At 61.9% G+C, this 18,621-nt stretch carries 16 protein-coding genes; 6 read left to right on the top strand and 10 right to left on the bottom strand.

The genetic code is table 11. The features are described from left to right. Window positions 1–122: 122 nt before the first annotated feature. The 3 genes from repC to BLQ77_RS20620 form a co-directional block, all read right to left on the bottom strand. Window positions 123–1,403: a plasmid replication protein RepC gene (gene repC / locus BLQ77_RS20630; RefSeq protein WP_089962647.1), complete on the bottom strand. Its 1,281-nt coding sequence runs from the start codon at window positions 1,401–1,403 to the stop codon at window positions 123–125. Window positions 1,404–1,627: 224 nt separating this feature from the next. Then, window positions 1,628–2,650, bottom strand: coding sequence for a ParB N-terminal domain-containing protein (locus tag BLQ77_RS20625; RefSeq protein ID WP_089962646.1), 1,023 nt, complete (start codon window positions 2,648–2,650; stop codon window positions 1,628–1,630). Next, window positions 2,647–4,002 (bottom strand): ParA family protein, encoded by a 1,356-nt coding sequence (locus tag BLQ77_RS20620; protein ID WP_190323952.1) that lies wholly within the window; start codon window positions 4,000–4,002, stop codon window positions 2,647–2,649. The genes BLQ77_RS20625 and BLQ77_RS20620 overlap by 4 nt, the downstream gene beginning before the upstream one ends. 718 nt (window positions 4,003–4,720) lie before the next feature. Between BLQ77_RS20620 and BLQ77_RS29905 the strand changes: the two genes are divergently transcribed. Beyond that, a complete protein-coding gene (locus BLQ77_RS29905) occupies window positions 4,721–5,068 on the top strand; it encodes a hypothetical protein (protein ID WP_089962644.1) in 348 nt (115 codons plus the stop codon). On the opposite strand, the gene BLQ77_RS20610 is transcribed toward BLQ77_RS29905, so the two are convergent. Next, window positions 5,065–6,228 (bottom strand): ATP-binding protein, encoded by a 1,164-nt coding sequence (locus BLQ77_RS20610; protein WP_089962718.1) that lies wholly within the window; start codon window positions 6,226–6,228, stop codon window positions 5,065–5,067. The genes BLQ77_RS29905 and BLQ77_RS20610 overlap by 4 nt on opposite strands. Before the next feature lie 368 nt (window positions 6,229–6,596). Here BLQ77_RS20610 and BLQ77_RS20605 point away from each other — a divergent pair, with 368 nt between their 5' ends. Genes BLQ77_RS20605 through BLQ77_RS20590 form a run of 4 tightly spaced genes read left to right on the top strand, consistent with a single transcriptional unit; the run spans window position 6,597 to window position 9,629 of the window. Then, window positions 6,597–7,580 (top strand): thiamine pyrophosphate-dependent dehydrogenase E1 component subunit alpha, encoded by a 984-nt coding sequence (locus BLQ77_RS20605; RefSeq protein ID WP_242661798.1) that lies wholly within the window; start codon window positions 6,597–6,599, stop codon window positions 7,578–7,580. Between the two features lie 43 nt (window positions 7,581–7,623). Beyond that, window positions 7,624–8,640, top strand: coding sequence for an alpha-ketoacid dehydrogenase subunit beta (locus BLQ77_RS20600; protein ID WP_009504359.1), 1,017 nt, complete (start codon window positions 7,624–7,626; stop codon window positions 8,638–8,640). Window positions 8,641–8,670: 30 nt separating this feature from the next. Next, window positions 8,671–8,907, top strand: a complete 237-nt coding sequence (locus BLQ77_RS20595) for a biotin/lipoyl-containing protein (RefSeq protein WP_009504357.1) — start codon at window positions 8,671–8,673, stop codon at window positions 8,905–8,907. Further along, window positions 8,904–9,629, top strand: coding sequence for a lipoate--protein ligase family protein (locus BLQ77_RS20590; protein WP_089962641.1), 726 nt, complete (start codon window positions 8,904–8,906; stop codon window positions 9,627–9,629). Before BLQ77_RS20595 ends, BLQ77_RS20590 begins: the two co-directional genes overlap by 4 nt. A gap of 118 nt (window positions 9,630–9,747) precedes the next feature. On the opposite strand, the gene BLQ77_RS20585 is transcribed toward BLQ77_RS20590, so the two are convergent. From BLQ77_RS20585 to BLQ77_RS20575, 3 genes are read right to left on the bottom strand one after another with little or no spacing between them, the layout of a single operon-like run. Further along, complete coding sequence (locus BLQ77_RS20585) at window positions 9,748–11,298, bottom strand: DHA2 family efflux MFS transporter permease subunit (protein ID WP_034452351.1); 1,551 nt, start codon at window positions 11,296–11,298, stop codon at window positions 9,748–9,750. After that, entirely contained in the window at window positions 11,285–12,454 is a 1,170-nt protein-coding gene (locus BLQ77_RS20580) for an HlyD family secretion protein (protein WP_242661797.1), read from the bottom strand. The genes BLQ77_RS20585 and BLQ77_RS20580 overlap by 14 nt, the downstream gene beginning before the upstream one ends. Further along, complete coding sequence (locus BLQ77_RS20575) at window positions 12,438–12,902, bottom strand: MarR family transcriptional regulator (protein WP_009504351.1); 465 nt, start codon at window positions 12,900–12,902, stop codon at window positions 12,438–12,440. The genes BLQ77_RS20580 and BLQ77_RS20575 overlap by 17 nt, the downstream gene beginning before the upstream one ends. Window positions 12,903–12,949: 47 nt before the next feature. Here BLQ77_RS20575 and BLQ77_RS20570 point away from each other — a divergent pair, with 47 nt between their 5' ends. After that, on the top strand, window positions 12,950–13,459 hold the full coding sequence (locus BLQ77_RS20570; RefSeq protein ID WP_242661796.1) for a universal stress protein: 510 nt from the start codon (window positions 12,950–12,952) through the stop codon (window positions 13,457–13,459). A 31-nt stretch (window positions 13,460–13,490) separates the two neighbouring features. Here the strand turns inward: BLQ77_RS20570 and BLQ77_RS20565 are convergent, their stop codons facing one another. Genes BLQ77_RS20565 through BLQ77_RS20555 form a run of 3 tightly spaced genes read right to left on the bottom strand, consistent with a single transcriptional unit; the run spans window position 13,491 to window position 18,403 of the window. Then, window positions 13,491–14,594 (bottom strand): ABC transporter permease, encoded by a 1,104-nt coding sequence (locus BLQ77_RS20565; protein ID WP_009504348.1) that lies wholly within the window; start codon window positions 14,592–14,594, stop codon window positions 13,491–13,493. Window positions 14,595–14,597: 3 nt separating this feature from the next. Continuing rightward, complete coding sequence (rbbA, locus tag BLQ77_RS20560) at window positions 14,598–17,339, bottom strand: ribosome-associated ATPase/putative transporter RbbA (protein WP_089962640.1); 2,742 nt, start codon at window positions 17,337–17,339, stop codon at window positions 14,598–14,600. Beyond that, a complete protein-coding gene (locus BLQ77_RS20555) occupies window positions 17,336–18,403 on the bottom strand; it encodes an HlyD family secretion protein (protein WP_089962638.1) in 1,068 nt (355 codons plus the stop codon). Before BLQ77_RS20555 ends, rbbA begins: the two co-directional genes overlap by 4 nt. Window positions 18,404–18,621 lie beyond the last annotated feature (218 nt).

Raw genomic sequence — 18,621 nt, 5'->3', positions numbered from 1 at the left:
CACATGTGTGCGCGTAAGGCCTGCTTGATCGCGAGCCCTTTGGTATCGGAGTTTTGCCACCGGCGGACGCCGCTTCTGGATGAAACGGTGCAATGCCGTCGATATCTGTCGCCCCTGCCCCATCACGCTGCCTGCTCGCTGAGTCGACCATAGAAACTACGCTCGAGATGCAGCTCCCCTGCCCCGGCTTTTGCCACCATGCCGCGCAGATATCCGCCTGGAGAAGCAATTTCACCCGTGCTGTGCTTCTCGAAAACAAGCACGAAAGCCGCTGTGGCCACCTGTTTTCCCATCCGGCCCTGCGCGACGTTCCAGGTGTGATCGGAGATGCCGATCATCGGTCTGAGCTGCCCGGCAACGCGATGCAGATCGCCCCAGCTCTTTAGGAACCCACCCATATTCTGCGCCCAGGACGCAAATTCAGGACAGGCTTGCATGATTGTCGACAGGTCGAGCGTTGCCTTCGTCTGGCGGTCATTCGCATCCGAGACGTCGAGCTTCTCTGCAGTCGGCTTTTTTTGTGGTGTGTGAGGTGCCGGCCCGTGGATTTCGGATGTTTCCCGCGAGTTACTAGTTACAGGATGAAGTTGAATTGTAGATTGTATGTGGGGTCCTGAAATGACCTCCCTGGGGTCCATTTCGGGAGCGTTCCGACCCGCTTGAAGGCCGTCATCGCCGCAGTTTTCCACAGAGTTTTCTGCACCTATCGCTTGTAGATAGACGGACTCGACCCGTTCCTGGAGCTCCTTGAACCTGGTCAGCAGCCGTTCCAACCGCGCAGAAGGTTCACGGCGTCGCGGAAGCCGATCCAGAAGCTCTTTGAAGAGGCCGGTGAACTGCATCCATGGGCCGCGCAGCGCATCGCTGAGCGCCGCCTCTATGCGGGCGCGGATCATCCGACGTGCCACGGTGATCTGGCGCTTCATGCGCTGGCACAGTTCACGCTCGGCTTGCAATTCTGCCTGTAGTTCCTCGAACTCTTCGACACGGGCCGAAAGCGGCGACAAGTCGAAGCCATACGCCTCGACGATGCGCCCATTCGCATCCCTGCGTCCCCACCGTTTGCCATTGGGGCTATCCCTGAAGGAAATAACTCCGATTTCCGCGAGACGCCGTGCGTGGCGTTTGAGCGCCGATAGCGAGAACCCCGTCTGCTCCATCAGATAGGCGTTCGAGGCCCAGACGATCGGGCGCCGTCCCTGCGCCCAGTCCTGGGACTGGGTAAATGCCCCCAGCGTATCGAGCAGCATCATGTCAGCTGCCTTGAGGCCAATATGCGCCCCGACGCGCTTGAGCGCGACAAATGCCCGTGTTTTGGGTACAGCTACCCGTTCGCCGGCCTGGGCAAGCTGCTCAGCAACCCCAAGACCCGGCGTTGGCTTGCGCCAACCTGTATGTTTCATGCCTGTATCTCACCTCCGATTATGTGGAGGCAAAAGAATGCCGTTCGCTCGGAAGCGTTCTTCGTTGACAGTGAACCTTGTGAGACTTATCTTGAAGGCGACCAAACCATTAGATCAGCTCTCAGGCCACACCGCTTGGGGGCTTTTCTTTTGCCGTTAGTTCACGCGTCGTTCCTTTTACTCGTTGCCTCGTCGTTCAGATGACCATTTCGAGAACTGGGTCGTCAGCCGGTCGTCTTGTCCGGGGTTTCGCCGCTCAAGTAGCTCGCGACCAGATCTCCAAGCTTTTCAAGGCGCTCTTGATCTATCGGCATACCCGCGACCTTGATCGACAAGTTTCCATCGACAGACGTGACCGAAAGATTTCGGTGGCCCACCTTGCGCTTCACCGTGAGCTTTCGCGGCTTGGCCCTTGGCTTGGCCTTGGGTTTGCTCACGCTCTCCAGGCTCGCCAGCGCCCCCTGCAAATCGCGAAAACTCATGTCGTAGACATTCTTGAACGCGTTCAAGATTTGCTCCTGCGCGGCGAATACGGCGCGCGCGCGTGAGACCAGGCTTTCATGCACACCAATTTTCTTGGCGAAGGCGACGGCTGTCAGCCTTTTTTCGCCAGACGCCAGCGTCTCATACATTTCGCCAATCGAAACCAGACGCTCAAACGGGCTAAGGTTTTCACGTTCCTCATTTTCGCGGAACCGTAGGAACAACATCTCGAACGTGCTGTTCTCGGCATGTCGCGCATCAGGCGGGGCAAGGATCGCACGAAGGGGAATGCCAAGTTCTGACGCGGCTGCCAGTCGGCGACGCCCCGTCAGCATCACAAATGGAACGCCGGCGACATTCGTCGGATCCAGCGAATCCGGCGTCCAGTCCGGATCTTCGGGCCAGACCAGAATGGGCGTGTCCTGCCCGTTCGTGGCAATGCTGCTTACCAAAGACCTGAAAGCGTCCTGAGACATCCAGTCTTGTCGGCGGTCGGTCCCCATCGGATCAGAGATCTGGTCCTGAGTCAGGCTGATCTCGTGACGACCGTGAAGGATATCGGAACAAAGCTCGGATCTGCTGCGCTCCACGGCGGCTTGCGACTGCGCAAGCGCCCCTGATTTCCAGGCACTGCCGGCCCCCTTGAAAGGCGTCGAAACCGCATCACCCGGTTCCGTCCTGCCTTCGGAACCGGCCACGTGCTCCTTGGGTGTGTCGGGATTGGTTGCCTTGCTGACCAGCGACCTTGGAATACTGCGTTTCATGCGTCACCCTCGCCGTCATCCTCATAGAATTCGTCCATCCATGTATTGGCATAGCCACGTTCAAGGCCAGGCCAGAGCCGCGACACTATGGCGTCGTTGACGGCATCGGCATTCGTGATGAACCGATTGATCCCCTTGCGCTTTCCCGGCGTATCCGGCTCGTATTCATATACGGACTGATAGACGTCGGACGCATTCGAGATAGCATCGGAGCGCAGGTAGAACACCGGCAGGATTTCCGTGGGGCAATGTTCCAGCAGGTTTCCGATGTGGTTGAGATCCTGCGCATTGGACCGCTGGACGATCGTCGGCAACAGCATGTTGGCACCGGATCCGATTTCGATTCTTTCATGGGCCAGGATGTGCTGAAGCATCCCGAGCAGCCCGCTCACGAAGGTCGACAACGTCGCGATGTCGAACCCCTTCATGGTTTGCGGAATAACCAGCGAAGACGAGGCAATCACGTTGTTCAACTGGAACAGGGTAAGCGCTGGCTGATAGTCGATGATGATGACGTCCAGGGTTTCGGTCAGAGCCGAGTCCAGCCGATTCTGATCGACCTTGCCGTCGACCGCCAGCTCATTGGGCAGCGTCTTTGGGGGGTGGCCTGCCTTCCATCGGTCGATTGCATCGCGCAGGTAGCGGTAAAAGCTCTTTCCCGCAGGCGCTTCGCGGACAAGCCGTGCAATCTGGATCTCACCCTCGGATGTTTCGCCATGCGCTGGCAACAGGCGCAGCCCCGGCCAGGAGGTCTTGAGAAAGAAGCTGTCGAGCGTTTGCGCATCGTGATCGGTGTATGGCGCGTCTTCTGATTGAAAGAGTCCGGCAAAGTCCACCATGGAGGCGGTGTTTTCATCCGGCATCTGAGGAAGACCCTCTCCCCCGACAAAATAGAGCGTTATGGTGCTTTGCGGGTCGGCGTCCATGACACCAACCCGCATACCGTAGTGCAAACTGAGATACTGCGCAAAATGCGCGGCGCTCAGGCTCTTGGCGGTGCCGCCTTTCTGGCTGGCAAACGAGATGACGGGCAAAGGGGCGTCGGGTTTGCGCCAGGCCAGATAATCGTAGGGTCGCTTTGCCGAGGCCGCGAGAAGAGCCCGCATCCGCATCAATTCGGACAGCGTGAAGACTCGCTCTCTTCCAACATATTCGCCGGCGGGAAAGTCATCGCTCGAATTGGCGAACTTGGTAAGGTACTGTATACTCACGTTCAGGAAGCGCGCGCACTGGCGCATGGACCATGTGCGTTTGATGCGCTGACGCAAGGTGAGTTCCTTGTTCACCGCCACCATCGTGCGCTCAAGCCCGCGTGACAGATCTGTCAAAAACTGTTCTAGACTACCGCTCATTGCTAAGCCCTGACTTCGGTTGGGTCCGAGTTCGACTCGATTCGGCTTCGATAGTAGCACGGTTATGGTGGAAAGATAAAGATACCACGCGCCTATGTTTCTCAGGCGCGTATTTTGAAGGCCCATTGTTCCAAAAGGCCCAATCTTGAACGCGTTCAAGATTGGGGTTCCAGTCAGCCGCTCTGTCGGAAGCCAACGCGCCTAGCATGCTTGCGCTGCGTCTTTCGCACCCTGGATGATGAACGCCTGCAAGGACGAATCGACTTGCGCCGCGCAGCTCTGGCGGGATCGGCGATAGCCTGAGTGAACGGAATGACGGCGCGACGGCCGGCACGTGATGCAGCGTATCACATTCGAAGAAACGCAGCGGCGCGAATAAGGGCGGTGGACTGGCGAGGGAGATCTCGCAGGGTTCTCGGACACCGTCTTGCGACTGACCACGACAACACCCTTGCGAAGATGCCCAGAGCTGCGAGGCCATTGAGCCCGGCTGAGCTTCCGGCCGCGTCCCACTGAAACAAAGGGTCGCTTGGGCCCGAACCGCAGGCCGCGAGCATCCGTCACGCGCGAACTGGCAGATCCCGCCGAAGAGCTACCGTTGACGCTGATCGCGTCACGCACGTCTTATACAAGGGCGCGGAGACATGAGCCAGCGCCGCGCTAGGTCGCATACCCATTACCTGGTGTCTCAAAAAAGGCGAGTTGTGATCCAGCATGAATGCAGCAGCATCTGGGCATGGACCCGTTTGATTTGACGGATTTTGAGTGGTTGCTGATCCATCGCGGGTCATCAGCATCGGGCCAGCGTCCGGATAATGGGGGCCGATCCGCTGGCGTGATCACCAAAAGCCACGCGCTGGTGGATGCGATCGGCCGTCCGATCTTGTTGAGACTGACCGAAGGCCAGGCTCACGACAGTCGCTCGGCGGCGGACCTGCTCGTCGGTGCGCGGCGCGAACGACACCCCGCGGACCGCGCTTATGACCGGAGCGACGACAATGTTCTCGCATCCCTACATCTCGCCTTACTGCGCATCTGGCCCCGGACGTGTGAGTCGGGGCTCTAGAGTGCTCTCAGCAGCCGGACCCCGTGTTCGAGAGGCGTTGCACGAATTCCGTCAGCCACCGGAACGTCACGCTCTCCGGCGTAGATCAGTAGCTTTTGGTCGGCCTTGATGTCGTCCGCGCCCGTGTGGAACCCGCGCGAGACCTTTGGCGCGGTCGTGCGTTTGATTTCGATCGCCCAGATGTCGCTTCCGGGCAGGCGTAGGACGAGGTCAAGCTCTGCGCCTGCCGAGGTGCGATAAAAAAAAGGCTCCGTGCCGGTTGGCGCAGCGGCAAGAAGGGCCTCGATACAGTAACCTTCCCAACTGCCCCCGACCACCGGATGCCCAAGAAGCCCTTCGGTGTTTTCGATGCCCAGCAGGGCATGCACGATTCCGCTGTCCCTCACATAGACTTTTGGCGATTTCACCAGACGCTTGCCGACATTCTCGTGCCAGGGCTGCAGCCGCCGTACCAGCATGAGATCGACGAGCAGGTCGAGGTAACGCCCAACCGTCTGGCCGGAAACCCCGAGACCTTCGGCAAGGGCGGCGGCATTCAGCAGGCCACCCTGGACATGCGCCAGCATGGTCCAGAAACGCCGCAGGGTCGCGGCCGGAATGCGCGGCCCGAGGGCAGGGATGTCCCGCTCCAGGTAGGTGCGCAAAAAGTCCAGACGCCAGGCCATGCTGGCCTGATCGCTCCCGGCCAGGAAACTGTCGGGAAATCCCCCGCGCAGCCAGAGCGTGTTCGACCGATCCGCCCCTACCTCTGCGAGCTGCAGAGGGGGCATTTCGATATACCTGACACGGCCGGCCAGGGATTCCGCCGACTGTTGCAGAAGAACGTTCGAAGCCGAGCCAAGCAGAAGAAACTGTCCCGTCCGAAACCCGGCCCGCCTGCGGCGGTCAATCTGCCCGCGCAGGCTTTTGAAGAGTCCGGGCATCTGCTGGACCTCATCTAGGATGACCAGCTTGCCCGCCTGTTCATCCAGATAAAGATCCGGCTCGATCAGGATCTGCCTGTCCGCATCACGCTCCAGATCAAGGTACACCGATGCCCGCTCCGAGGCGATGTCGAGAGCAAGCGTGGTTTTCCCGACCTGTCTGGGCCCGAGAAGGACAACGGCCGCCTGGCTTTTCAGGGCTGACTCTACAATCTGATTAGACTGGCGTGTGTACATACCTTGCAAATACTCCATTGCATGGCAGATTTGCAAGGTTATCCTTGGGTGCGGACGACGTGGCGACCCAATTTGGAATCTTGTCTACATCCGCAAGCAGTCAGTGACCTGGGGATTCGGCATCGTCAGGCCGGGGCAGGGGGCGGTGATCGCCCCCGCGCCGTAAAGCGCCAGCTGGGCAAGGGGCCCGCGCGATCCCGCCGGGCTCGCAAATTCGTGCGGGCACAATTCGCCCTGGCACAGCGCGGCCTGGAATGGGCGACCTGACTGGCAGCTCGTTGATCTGCGTCAATGTGAAAGTCGAGCGGTGGCATAGTGTTAAGTGGCTTGTGCGCCCGCACGCGAACCGAACAACAGGGAGGACTGCCATGCAGCCGACGAAAGAACAGTCACTGTGGATGTACGAAAACATGGTGGTCAGCCGACGCTTTGAAGAAGCGATCGAGAAGGCTTATCTCGAAGGCAAGACGCCCGCGTTCAACATGGCGAACGGGCCGATCCCCGGTGAGATGCACCTGTCGAACGGGCAAGAGCCGGTCGCCGTGGGCGTTTGCGCGCATCTAAATGCAGACGATATCGTGACCGCGACCCACCGCCCTCACCACCAGGCGATCGCCAAGGGCGTTGACCTGAAAAGGATGGCCGCCGAGATTTTTGGCAAATCGACCGGCCTGTCTGGCGGGCGGGGCGGCCACATGCATCTGATCGACCCGGCGGTGAATTTTTCATGCTCGGGCATCATCGGTGAAAGCTGCGGCCCTGCTTGCGGGGCTGCGCTGTCGCGCACGATTCAGAGCAAACCGGGAGTCGCGGTCGCATTCCTGGGCGAGGGTGCCGCAAACCAGGGCGCATTTCACGAAGCTCTCAATCTTGCCGGGACCTGGAAGCTTCCGGTCGTCTTCGTGATCGAGGATAACTCCTGGGGTATTTCGGTTCCCAAGGCCGAGGCTACGGCCGTGATCCGCAATGACGTGCGCGCAGCGGGCTATGGTATGCCGGGGCACTACGTTCCCGGCAACGACCCTCATGCGATCTTCGATGTCGCGGGTGAGGCGATTGCGCGCGCACGCAAAGGCGAGGGGCCGACGCTGATCGAGGCGGAAACCTACCGGCTGGCGGGCCACTTCATGGGCGACGCCGAGCAGTATCGCCCCAAGGGCGAGAAGGACGCGCTGTTTGCCAAGGATCCGATCCCCAAAATGCGCGAGCGCCTGCTTGCCGAGGGTTGCACCGCCACGGAACTTGACGAGATCGAACAGCGCGCCGACAGCTTGGTGGCGGACGCAATCACATTTGCCCGCGAAAGCGACTATGCGCCGGAATCCGATGCGCTGACCGCCGTTTTCGTCTAGATTTCAGACCTCCACCGACGTGTGGTACGAAAGGATTCAACCCATGCTTGACCAACCGACCAACGAACGCCGGCTGACGATCGCGCGCGCGATGGCTGAGGCGATGCAGCAAGAGATGCAACGCGATCCGCGCGTCTTCGTGATGGGCGAGGATATCGCCGGTTTCGGCGGCATCTTTGGAAACACCCGGGGCCTGTTCGAGAAATTCGGAAAGGAACGCGTGCGCGATACTCCGATTTCCGAAACCGGCTTCATCAGTGCTGCGGTGGGCGCGGCGATGGATGGGATGCGGCCCGTCGTGGAATTGATGTTCGTCGATTTCTTCGGCGTCTGCTTTGATGCGATTTATAACCAGATGGCCAAGAACGCGTATTTCTCGGGTGGCAACGCGTCGGTTCCGATGGTTCTGATGACCTCGACCGGAGGCGGGTACTCGGATGCGGGTCAGCACTCGCAATGCCTCTACGGGACCTTCGCCCATCTGCCGGGCATGAAGGTCGTTTCACCCTCTAACGCCTATGACGCCAAAGGGTTGATGACCGCGGCGATCCGCGACGACAACCCGGTGGTCTACATGTATCACAAGCAGTTGCAGGGTATGGGCTGGTTGGGCACCGAACCGGGCGCGACGCTCAACACGCCGCAAGAGGGCTACACCGTCGAAATCGGCAAGGCCAAAGTGGTGCGCGCGGGCTCCGATGTGACGCTGGTCGGCTTGGCCATGGGGGTGCATAACGCGCTGAAAGCTGCCGACAAGCTGGCTGAAGAGGGTGTCAACGCCGAGGTTATCGACCTGGTTTCCCTGGTCCCGCTGGATCGAGAGACGGTGATCAATTCGGTCGCCAAGACCGGCCGTTTGATCGTGATCGACGAGGATTACCACAGCTACGGCGTCTCGGGCGAGATCATCGCCACCGTGACCGAGCACGACGTCTCGAAGCTGAAGGCATCGCCGGCGCGTGTCACCTTTCCGGATGTGCCGATCCCTTACGCGAAGCACATGGAACAGTTCTGCCTGCCCAACCCCGACAAGATCATCGCCGCTTATCGCAAAATGTAGCAGACCACGGCTGAGCAAAGGAGTGAACTCATGGCAACAGAAGTGAAGGTGCCGCAGGATCTGTGGCAGGATGACGACATGGAAGCCGTCATCACCAACTGGCTGGCAAGTGACGGCGCGACCGTGCGCAAGGGCGCGCTGATCGCCGAGATCATGGTCGAGAAGTCACAGTTCGAGGTGACAGCGCCAGCCGATGGCGTCTTGAAAATCGACAAACAGGCCGATGACATCGTGCGCAAGGGGGATGTCATCGGGCAGATCACATGATCGCCACTACCGGGGCGCCGGGCGCGGTGCGGGAACTGGCAATTGCCGATGCTCTGGCATGGGAGGCAACGTGCCTGACCGGCATTGCCGCCGGACACCGCGCCGCCATCACCCAGCTTTGGAGCTGCGAACCCGCCCTGGTTGCGCCTGCCGGGATGGCCAGGCTTCCGGGTTTCGCGCGCGCATGCGCGCAGGCCACCGACGCCGGTTGGCCGGTTCATTTGCGGGCCACCGGCGGCGATCTGGTGCCGCAGGGGCCAGGCATCGTCAATCTGACGCTGATGTTCCGTGGGCCGCCGGACGCGTCATCCACACTTGAGGACGCATACAAACGACTGACGGCGCCGATCTGCGACGCCCTTTCCAACGCAGGCATAAGCTCTTGCAATGGATCCGTGTCCGGTGCCTTTTGCGACGGACGCTACAATATTACCGTGATGGGCCGGAAATTCGCCGGAACCGCTCAACGCTGGCGTCCGACGGCGGGTGGAATGGCAGTGCAGACGCATGCGATGATGCTGATGCGCACGCCGGAGGACAAAACAATCGATATGCTCAACCGCTTTTATCATGATTGTGGAATAAAGCGGATAATCCACGCCAGCGCCCATGTCGGATTGCAGGATCTGGTTCAGCCGGACGAGGATAAAGCGGCCCAGCACCGTTTCCTCCGCATGGTCGCGCATCGGGCGCATTTGTGGTCGACGCCGCAAATGTCATGAAGGTGGTGTCAGGAGGCTGAGAAGCAATTTGCGCAAGGGCAACAGCCGCGTCCCTTGTGCCGCACCGATCCGACGCCACCCGGCAAGAGCGGCGCCGCGGTTCGGCTTGAAATTCGCCCTATGTGCCCGAGGATGGCGCGCGCCACATGAACCAGGTCGGGACCAGCGCGAGCAGGAATATACCGCATACCACAAGAAAGCCGTCCTGAAAGGCGGCGTTCGAGGACTGGATTATCACTGTCTGGCTCAGGAACGATGCCGCGGCGGGCATGAGCTGAGAGTCCGGCAGCCCCGAGGCGTGCAGCAGGCCGGCAACTTTGCTCAAGAGTTCCATCGTCGTGGCGTTGTCGCTGGTCTGGGTCGCGGCAAAGGCATCCGCGTGCATGATGGTGCGCCGCTCGATGAACACGGTCAGAAGGTTGACCCCGAAGGCCCCTCCAAGTTGCCGAATGAAGTTCGAAGCGCCCGAACCCTGGCCAAGAAGCTGGGGCGGCAGAACCTTGAGCGCGCCCGACGAAATGGCCGGAAACACAAGCCCCAATCCCACGCGTGACAGGATCGTCCACCATGCCAGCGTCCAGAAGGCCGTGTGGACATTTACCGATGTCATAAGCCAGGAAGACCCGGCAAAGACCGCCATGCCGACGCCGATCATGATCGGGGCGGGCACCTTGTCGGACAATCGCCCGGCAATGGGAAAGACCAGCAGCATCGCAAAGCCCGACGGCATCAGAAGAAGGCCCGCCTGCGTGGGCGTCATACCCTGGATCTGCTGCACGAAGACCGGAAGCAGATAGGTAGAGCCGAACAGCCCCGCCCCCATGATGAAGGCAATGACCGAGGCCGAGGAGAACGCGAAATTCCTGAAAAGCCGCATGTCGAGCATGGGTTTGGCGGTGTGCATCTCCCAGGCGATGAAGCCGATGGCCGAAGCGGCGGAAATCACGAAGCCCGACAGGATGGCGTTGGACTCCCATCCAAGCCGCTGCGCGTTCGTCAGCGTGCTGAGCAGCACCGCAAGAAAAGCCGACAGGATCGCCACCCCGACAAAGTCGAAGCCCGGAATCGGACCGCTTTCTTCGCGGCCGGGCAGGAAAAGGTTCGCCAGCAGAATGGCAAGACCGGCAAAAGGCAGGCCCAGGTAGAAGACGAAGCGCCAGTCGAAGGCATCCATAAGCACCCCGCCGATCCATGGGCCCAAAGCCGGAGCCAGCACAACGCCGACGCCATAGATCCCCATGGCGGCGCCGCGTTTGTCGGGCGGAAAGACCTTGAACAGCATGATCATGGCCAATGGCTGCACGACACCCGCCGCCGCCCCTTGCACCACGCGGGCCAGCGTCAGCACGGTCTCGTTCGGCGCGAGCCCCCCAAGGACCGACCCCCCAAGGAACACGCCCATCGCGGCTGTCATCGTCAGCCGCATGCCGAAGGCGCGGTTGGCCCAGTCGGCCAGCAGCATCGTTGCGGTCATGGCTGCCAGAAAGCCGGTCGAGATCCATTGTGCTTGCACCGCGCTGATGCCGAATGCCCCCATGACCGCCGGGATGGCGACGTTCACGATCGTCGTGGACAACACGACCGAGATGGTCGCGATCATGATCGTGCCGGTTGCCAACCATTTGTAGGAAGGGCCGTAACGCTCGAAATACCGGTCAATCTGTGACATCGACATAAACCTCGACCATCATGCCGGGCCTGAGTTCGGTGTCGGCAGCCGCGATCGACACACGGATCGGCAGGCGCTGGGTCACTTTGGTGAAATTGCCCGAGGGGTTCGGGCTGGGCAGAAGCGCAAGCTGGCTTGTCGCCGCCCCGCCCATGCCGATCACCTTGCCCTCGAAGGTGCGGCCCGGAAAAGCGTCGACCGTGACGCCCGCCTTCGATCCCACATGGATCCGGCCATAATCGGTTTCCTTGACGTTGGCGTCGATCCAGACGTCATCCGGCGCGTGATACATTGCAATGCGCGTGCCCGGAGTCACATATTCGCCGACATCGACAAAGGTCCCGTCAACGATGCCGTCGAACTGGGCCGTGATCGTGCGGTGCGCGAGGTCGATCTCTTTCAGGCTGCGGTCGGCCTCGGTGCCCGCGCGACCGGCAAGAACGGACGCAATCTGCGACTCCAGCACATTCATCTGCTCTCCGTCGGCCTCGACAATGGCCAGACTCGCCTGCGCGCTTTCGATCGCCGCGAACGCGGCACGTTCCTGCTGTGCTGCGGTGTCGAGCGCTGCCTTGGCCTCGTCCAGAGTTTGCTGCGACATGATTTTCTGCGCAGCAAGCTTGATTGCCCTCTCGTGACGGGTCTGTGCATTCGTCAATACCGCGAGGGATGCCGCGTGGTTCGCTTCCGCGGCAGCTATGCTGGCCAGGGCCGCGTCGCGCCGCGCGGAGAGTTGCTTTTCAAGCAGCACCTTGCGTGCCCGAAGCTCCGCCAACTGCGCATCGGTTGCCGAAAGTCTCGACAGGACTGCATCAAGCTGCGGCTGCGCAGATGTGCGGTCGATTGCGGCGACAAGATCGTCTTTTTCGACAGCGTCGCCCACGAGCACCGGAATCGCCGTGACCCGCCCAGCGACCTCGCTGGATACGGTGACCACATTGGCCGCGATTCGCGCGTCGTCGATGTGTACCTGCGTGAATCGCGCAGCCAGCCACGGGGCGGCCAGCCAGACGGCAACGGCAAGCACGCCGCCGATCACGATCAGTCTGGCCCATCGCGTCCGGCTGCGCCTGGGGGGAGGGGGCGGCACCTGTTTGTCCGCCGCAGCCTTGTCGGAAATGGCTGTACCCGACTTTATGTCATCCATTTTGACCATTGTTCAAAACCTCCAGTCTGGCCGCGATGCCGCTTAGAACTTTCGTTGCAATGCGCAGGTCCTCCAGGGAAATGCCTTCGAGGATTTCTGCCCGGCTGGTCGCTGAAATCTTTTTCATCCTGACAATGAGAGGGCACGCAACCTCTGTCAGGTGAAGCGTCTTGGCCCGCCTGTCCGTGGCGGAAGGGCGGCGTTCGATCAGACCCGCGCCTTCAAGCCCGTCCAGCAGCCGGACGAGCGTCGCGGCCTCGATCCCCAGGCGGTGCGCCAGTTCGATCTGCGTCACCTCTTCATTCCGCGAAAGCTCGAACAGCACGTTCCACCTTGCCTGCGACAGGTCGAGATCGCGAAACCGAAGGTCAAGATGCCGCCTCCACATGCGTGACGCCGTTGCCATGGACCGCGCGAAAGGCTCCTGGATCTCTATGTCGTCGGGATCTGTCTTCATCGCTCTTTGCTTTCAACGCCTTGCCAATAGTTGTAGAGCTAATTAATATGGATGCAATTATCTTGCAAGGGTCATTCCCGCACCGGAGACATACGTCGATGTATACCAAAATCCTGCTGTGTTACGACGGCTCGCGCGAGGGGCGGCTGGCGCTGCGCGAAGGCGCGCGGCTGGCGCAGATCACGGGCGCGCGGGTGATCCTGCTGGCGGTGGTCGAAACGGGCGCGGGCAACGCGCTGGCACAAGGCGCGGATGTCGGCGCGCTCGCCATCCAGCAAGCCGATTTCGGGGGGATCCTTGACGAAGGCCATCAAAGGCTTTCGGCGATGGGGCTGGCACCCGAGGTCCGCATGGAGTTCGGCGATCCGGTGGCGAAAATCGCAAGCGTCGCGACCGAAACCGGGGCCGATCTGGTCGTCGTCGGGCATCATCGCCAAGGTCTCTGGACGCGCTGGATGAGCCGGTCGGTCGCGGCCGGGTTGGCCGACGCGCTGGGATGCAGCCTGCTGCTGGCACAAAAGGTTGTCGAGGATTCAGACCTTTTCCGCGACGGTTGAAAAGGTGTCCACGCGCGCAGGAAGCGCCGCGTTACCGCAGGAAGCCGCGGAACCGTCGCAAGGCGAACGCGAACATCACCGATCCGATCACCGCCAGCGCCAGCAGTTGCGGCCAGACCACCGCAAGTCCCGCGCCCCGAAACAACACCGCCTGTGCAAGCGCGATGAAATGGGTGTTGGGCGCCGCCAGCATGATGTATTGCACCGCCTCGGGCATCGATTCCCGCGGCGTCATCCCGCCCGACAGGATTTCCAGCGGCAGCAGCACCAGAAGCAGCAGCATGGCGAATTGCGGCATCGAACCCGAGATCGTTGCCAGCAATATCCCCAGCGATGTGGTGGCGAACAGGTGCAGCGCCACGCCCACCAGGAACAGCGTCAACGAGCCTGCCACCGGCACCCCAAGAACACCCTGCACCATGAAGGTCAGCGACAGCCCCGCCGCCACCAGCACCACGCCCCCCATGCTGAGCACCTTGCTGGTCATGATCTCGGCCGCGCTGACCGGCATGACAAGCAGGTGCTCGACGGTACCATGCTCACGCTCCCGGATCAGCGCCGCCCCCGACAGGATGATCGACAGCATGGTCACGGCGCTGATCACCGCCGTCAGCGCACCGAACCACCCAGGATCCAGCGCCGGGTTGAAGCGGGCGCGCAGCGCAAGATCGACCGGCACCGCGGCTTGTCGCCCGGTCCAGCCGGTGACTTCCTGATCGACGATCGCCTGGACATAGCCCGCGCCGGTGAAGGCCTGGCTGACCCGTGTCGCATCGACGTTAAGCTGCAATTCGGGCCGGGCGCCCGCCACAAGGTCGCTCTGGAAATCCGGAGGGATGACCAGCGAAAACGTATCGATGCCAGCATCCATGCGCGCATCCATCTCGGCCATGTCGATCTGGTCGGGTGTCACGAAATAGGGCGACAGGAACGCATCCGCGATCCGCCGGGACAGGGGCGAGGCATCCTCGTCCACGATGCCGATCGTGGCGCGGTTCAGCGTCTCGGGCATGGCGGTGGCGTGGGAATAGATGTCCAGCGTAAAGGCGTAGAACACCAGCGCCAGGAGCAGCGGGTCGCGCACCAGCCCGCGTAGCTCCTTGACCGCGAGGTACAGCACATGTCTGGGTCGCATCGCTCAGGCCTCCTGCTTGCGCACGAAGATCGTCCCGAGCGCCACAAGCACCGGGACTAGCAGAAGCATCGGTACGAAGGACGCGGCCAGATCGCCGAAGTCCAGCGCCTTGGCAAACACCCCGCGCGAGATGGTGACGAAATGGCTGGTTGGGAAAACCTCGCCGATCCCGCGCCCCATGCCTTCCAGTGACGAGACCGGGTCGATGATGCCCCCATACTGCGTGGCCGGGATCAGGGTGGCCAGAGCGGTAAAGAACAACGCCGCGACCTGGCTGCGGGTGAAGGCCGAGATCAGCAGGCCCAGCCCGGTGGCCAGGATGACATAGACCAGCGCCCCCGCCGAAAGCGCCAGAAGGCTGCCCTTGACCGGCACCCCGAAGACAAACACCGCAAGCGCCAGCAGCAACAGGAAGTTGAGAAAGCCCAGCACGATGTAGGGCACCTGCTTGCCCAGCAGGAATTCCAGTCGCAGCGCCGGGGTGACATAGAGGTTCACGATCGAGCCTGTCTCTTTCTCGCGCGCGACGGACAGGACGGCGAGCATCGCCGGGATCAGCATCAGCAAGAGCGGGATCACCGCCGGCACCATGGCCGCCAGGCTTTCGACATCGGGGTTATAGCGATAGCGCATTTCCAGACTGTAACTGCCGGTGACAGCGTCTTCGCCATAGACCTGGCGCAGCTGGTCGGTCAGCCAGTGAACGTGCATCCCCTGGACATAGCCGCGCACCGTGTCCGCACGCATCGGCATGGCACCATCGAACCAGGCCCCGATTTCCACGGGGCGGCCGCGTTCGACATCTGCCGCAAACCCCGGCGGGATTTCCAGCGCCAGGCTGATTTCGCCGGCGCGCATCCGCTGGTCGATGTCGGCATGGTCGATGAGCGGTGGCTGTTCGTCGAAGTAGCGCGATCCGGCCAGGTCGTTGACATAGGACTGGCTGGCGATGGTTTGATCGTAGTCAAGCACTGCGAACTTGAGATCCTCGACATCCATCGAAATGCCGTATCCCAGCACAATCATAAGGATCACGCTGCCGACGCTTGCAAGCGTCAGGCGGATCGGATCTCGGCGCAGCTCCAACGACTCGCGCCAGGAAAAGCTCAGGAGCCGGGCAAGGCTGACCCGTCCGTGGCGCCGACGTGGCGCCGACGAAGCCTCCGCCACGAGATCCACCCGATGCGCCGCGGCGGGCGTGCCGTTTTCGCCTTGTGCCCGTTCCAGGTGATGGATGAAGGCATCGTCCAGCGTCGCCGCGCCGGCGCCTTCGCGGATGGCTTCGGGCGTGTCGCTGACAAGCACGCGGCCCTCGTGCATCAGGGAAATCCTGTCGCAGCGCATGGCTTCGGACATGTAGTGGGTAGAGATGAAGATCGTCACACCGTCTTTTCGGGACAGGTCCACCAGCGCCTGCCAGAAGATGTCGCGCGCCACCGGATCCACGCCCGAGGTCGGCTCGTCCAGGATCAGCACCTCGGGCCGGTGAATCAGCGCCACGGCCAGCGACAGCCGCTGACGGATCCCAAGCGGCAGTTGCAGCGGCAGACTGTCAAGAACCGCCTCAAGATCAAACCGCTCCGCAAGCTCGGCGATACGGGGCGCAATCCCGGCGGGCGCCATGTCGAAAAGCCGCGCATGCAGATCAAGATTCTGACGCACCGTCAGCTCGGAATAAAGCGAGAAGGACTGCGTCATGTAACCGATGCGCTTGCGCGTGGCCATGTCGCGCGCGTCGACCGTTTTGCCGTCGATCCGGGTGGTTCCTTCGGCGGGTTCCACAAGCCCGGTCAGCGCCTTCATCGTCGTCGTCTTGCCGCAACCGTTCGACCCGAGAAAGCCGAATATCTCACCTTTCCCGATGCGAAAGCTCACACCCTTGACCGCTGCAAAGTCTCCGAACCGGACCGTCAGGTTTTCAGCCTCGACGACGCAGTCGCCGCGACCTGCGGGGTCACGCGGCGGGACGATCAGATCGTGGTGTCCCGCGCGCCTTTCTTCGGGAAGAAGTTCTATGAAAGCCTCGTCAAGGCTGGCGGTTCCGGTGCGGTTCAGAATCTCTGAGGGGCTGCCGGCGGCAAGCACCCTGCCGTCGTCCATCGCGACCAGGTGGTCGAATTCCGAGGCTTCCTCCAGATACGCACTGGCGACGATCAGGCTCATGCCCGGACGTGCAGCGCGGATACGCGCGATCAAAGCCCAGAATTCACGCCGCGACAGCGGGTCGACTCCGGTTGTCGGCTCGTCCAGGATCAGCAGATCGGGGTCGTGGATCAGCGCGCAGCACAGGCCCAGCTTCTGTTTCATGCCGCCCGAAAGATTGGCCGCCGGGCGCTCGGCAAAGGGTGCAAGATCGGTTGCCTCCAGCAGATCGGCGATCCGCCTCTCGCGCTCCTCGCGGCTCTCGCCGAAAAGCCGGCCGAAGAACTCGACATTCTCCCGCACCGAGAGCGTGGGATAGAGATTGCGGCCAAGTCCTTGCGGCATATAGGCGATCCGCGGGCAGATCCGGGCACGGTGGCCGGCGCGCCGCATGTCGCCCTCCAGAACATCAAGCTGGCCTTGCTGGATACGCCTGGCCCCGGCGATCAGCGCCAGAAGGCTGGATTTGCCAACACCGTCAGGCCCGATCAGGCCGACGATACAGCCCGCCGGCAGGTCGATCGACACATCGTCGAGCGCCCGGACCTTGCCGTAGAGAAGCGAAAGCCCCTCTGTCCGCACCACCCGCCCGGAGGCGGTCATTCCAGCACCCTGCCATCGGCGGCCTCGGGCCAGGGCAGCGCGGGGTCCAGCCGAACCCAGGCGACGCCGGGCAGACCGGTCTTGATGTAATCCAGGTATTTTTCCAGCAGATCGGGCGCGATTCGGGCGCGGACCCGGAACATCAGCTTTTCGCGCTCGATTTCGGTCTCGACGGTTTTCGGAGTGAACTGTGCCACGTCCGACACGAACGAGACCTCGGCGGGGACAACGATATCCGGTGCCGCGTCCAGGATCAGGCGGACCTCGGTCCCCAGCCCGGCGCGCCCCGCCGCGGCGGTCTGCAGGAAGAACGTCATGTAAACGTCGTTCAGATCGATCATGTTGATCACGCGCCCGCCGGCGCCTATGACTTCGCCCGCCTGTGCAACGATGTACTGCGCCCGTCCTGGCCGGGGCGCTTTCAGCGTGCTGTCCTCGATCTGGACGTCTATCGATTCGATCGTCGCCATTGCCGCCGCCACCGCCGCTTCTGCCCCGACCACTGCCGCTTCGGCTGCGGATACCCCGATCCGCGCCGCCGCAATCTTCGCTTCGGCGGAGGCGACCGCGGCCTCGGCACCAAGCGCGTTCGACCGGTCAATATCAAGTTGCCGCTCGGACGCGATGCTGCTTCCCGCCAGCGCCTCGGAGCGGGCGAACTGGCGCTGCGCGGCATCAAGGGCCGATTGCTGCTGCGCCAGAACCGCCTCGGCTGCGCGCACTTCGGCCTGACGTTGCTGGATCATCAGCCGGGCGTTTTCAACCGCGATCTCGGCGCGGCGCTGTTCCGCCTCTGCCTGATGGCGGTTGGCTTTCAGTTGACGGGTGTCAAGCGCGGCCAGCGGTTGCCCCGCCTCGACAAGCTCGCCCTCTCGCACCAGAATCGTTTCAATCCGTCCGGGAAGCTTCGAGGCCACATCGATCTCGACGGCTTCGACGCGCCCGTTGCCGCGCGCGAAACCTTCGGGGACAGCGCCATTGCCGTTGCCCTGCCAGACCAGGAAACCCAATATCGCCGCGGCCACGGCAATCGCTGTGAAGAGAAGGTATCTGGTGTTTTTCATGCTGTGCTCGATTGCTGTTGCGGGCCGGATTGCGTGAAGTCATCGGTCGAAGATGTCACCACTACACTCTTTGATGGCGTCTTCGTAAACGCGTCAATGGGCCCCGGCCGGGTGGTCGGGCTCGCCTTGCCCCTCCGGACTCGGCATTCTGACCGCGCCTGCGCGCATCGTGGACGTCGCCTGATGCATTAACGAACGATCACGTGCCACCTGAGCAA

Origin of the sequence: Salipiger thiooxidans, assembly GCF_900102075.1 — a bacterium.
Lineage (GTDB): Bacteria > Pseudomonadota > Alphaproteobacteria > Rhodobacterales > Rhodobacteraceae > Salipiger > Salipiger thiooxidans.
Note: the sequence above shows the minus strand (reverse complement) of the source record. Positions and strands in the feature narration are given on the sequence as shown.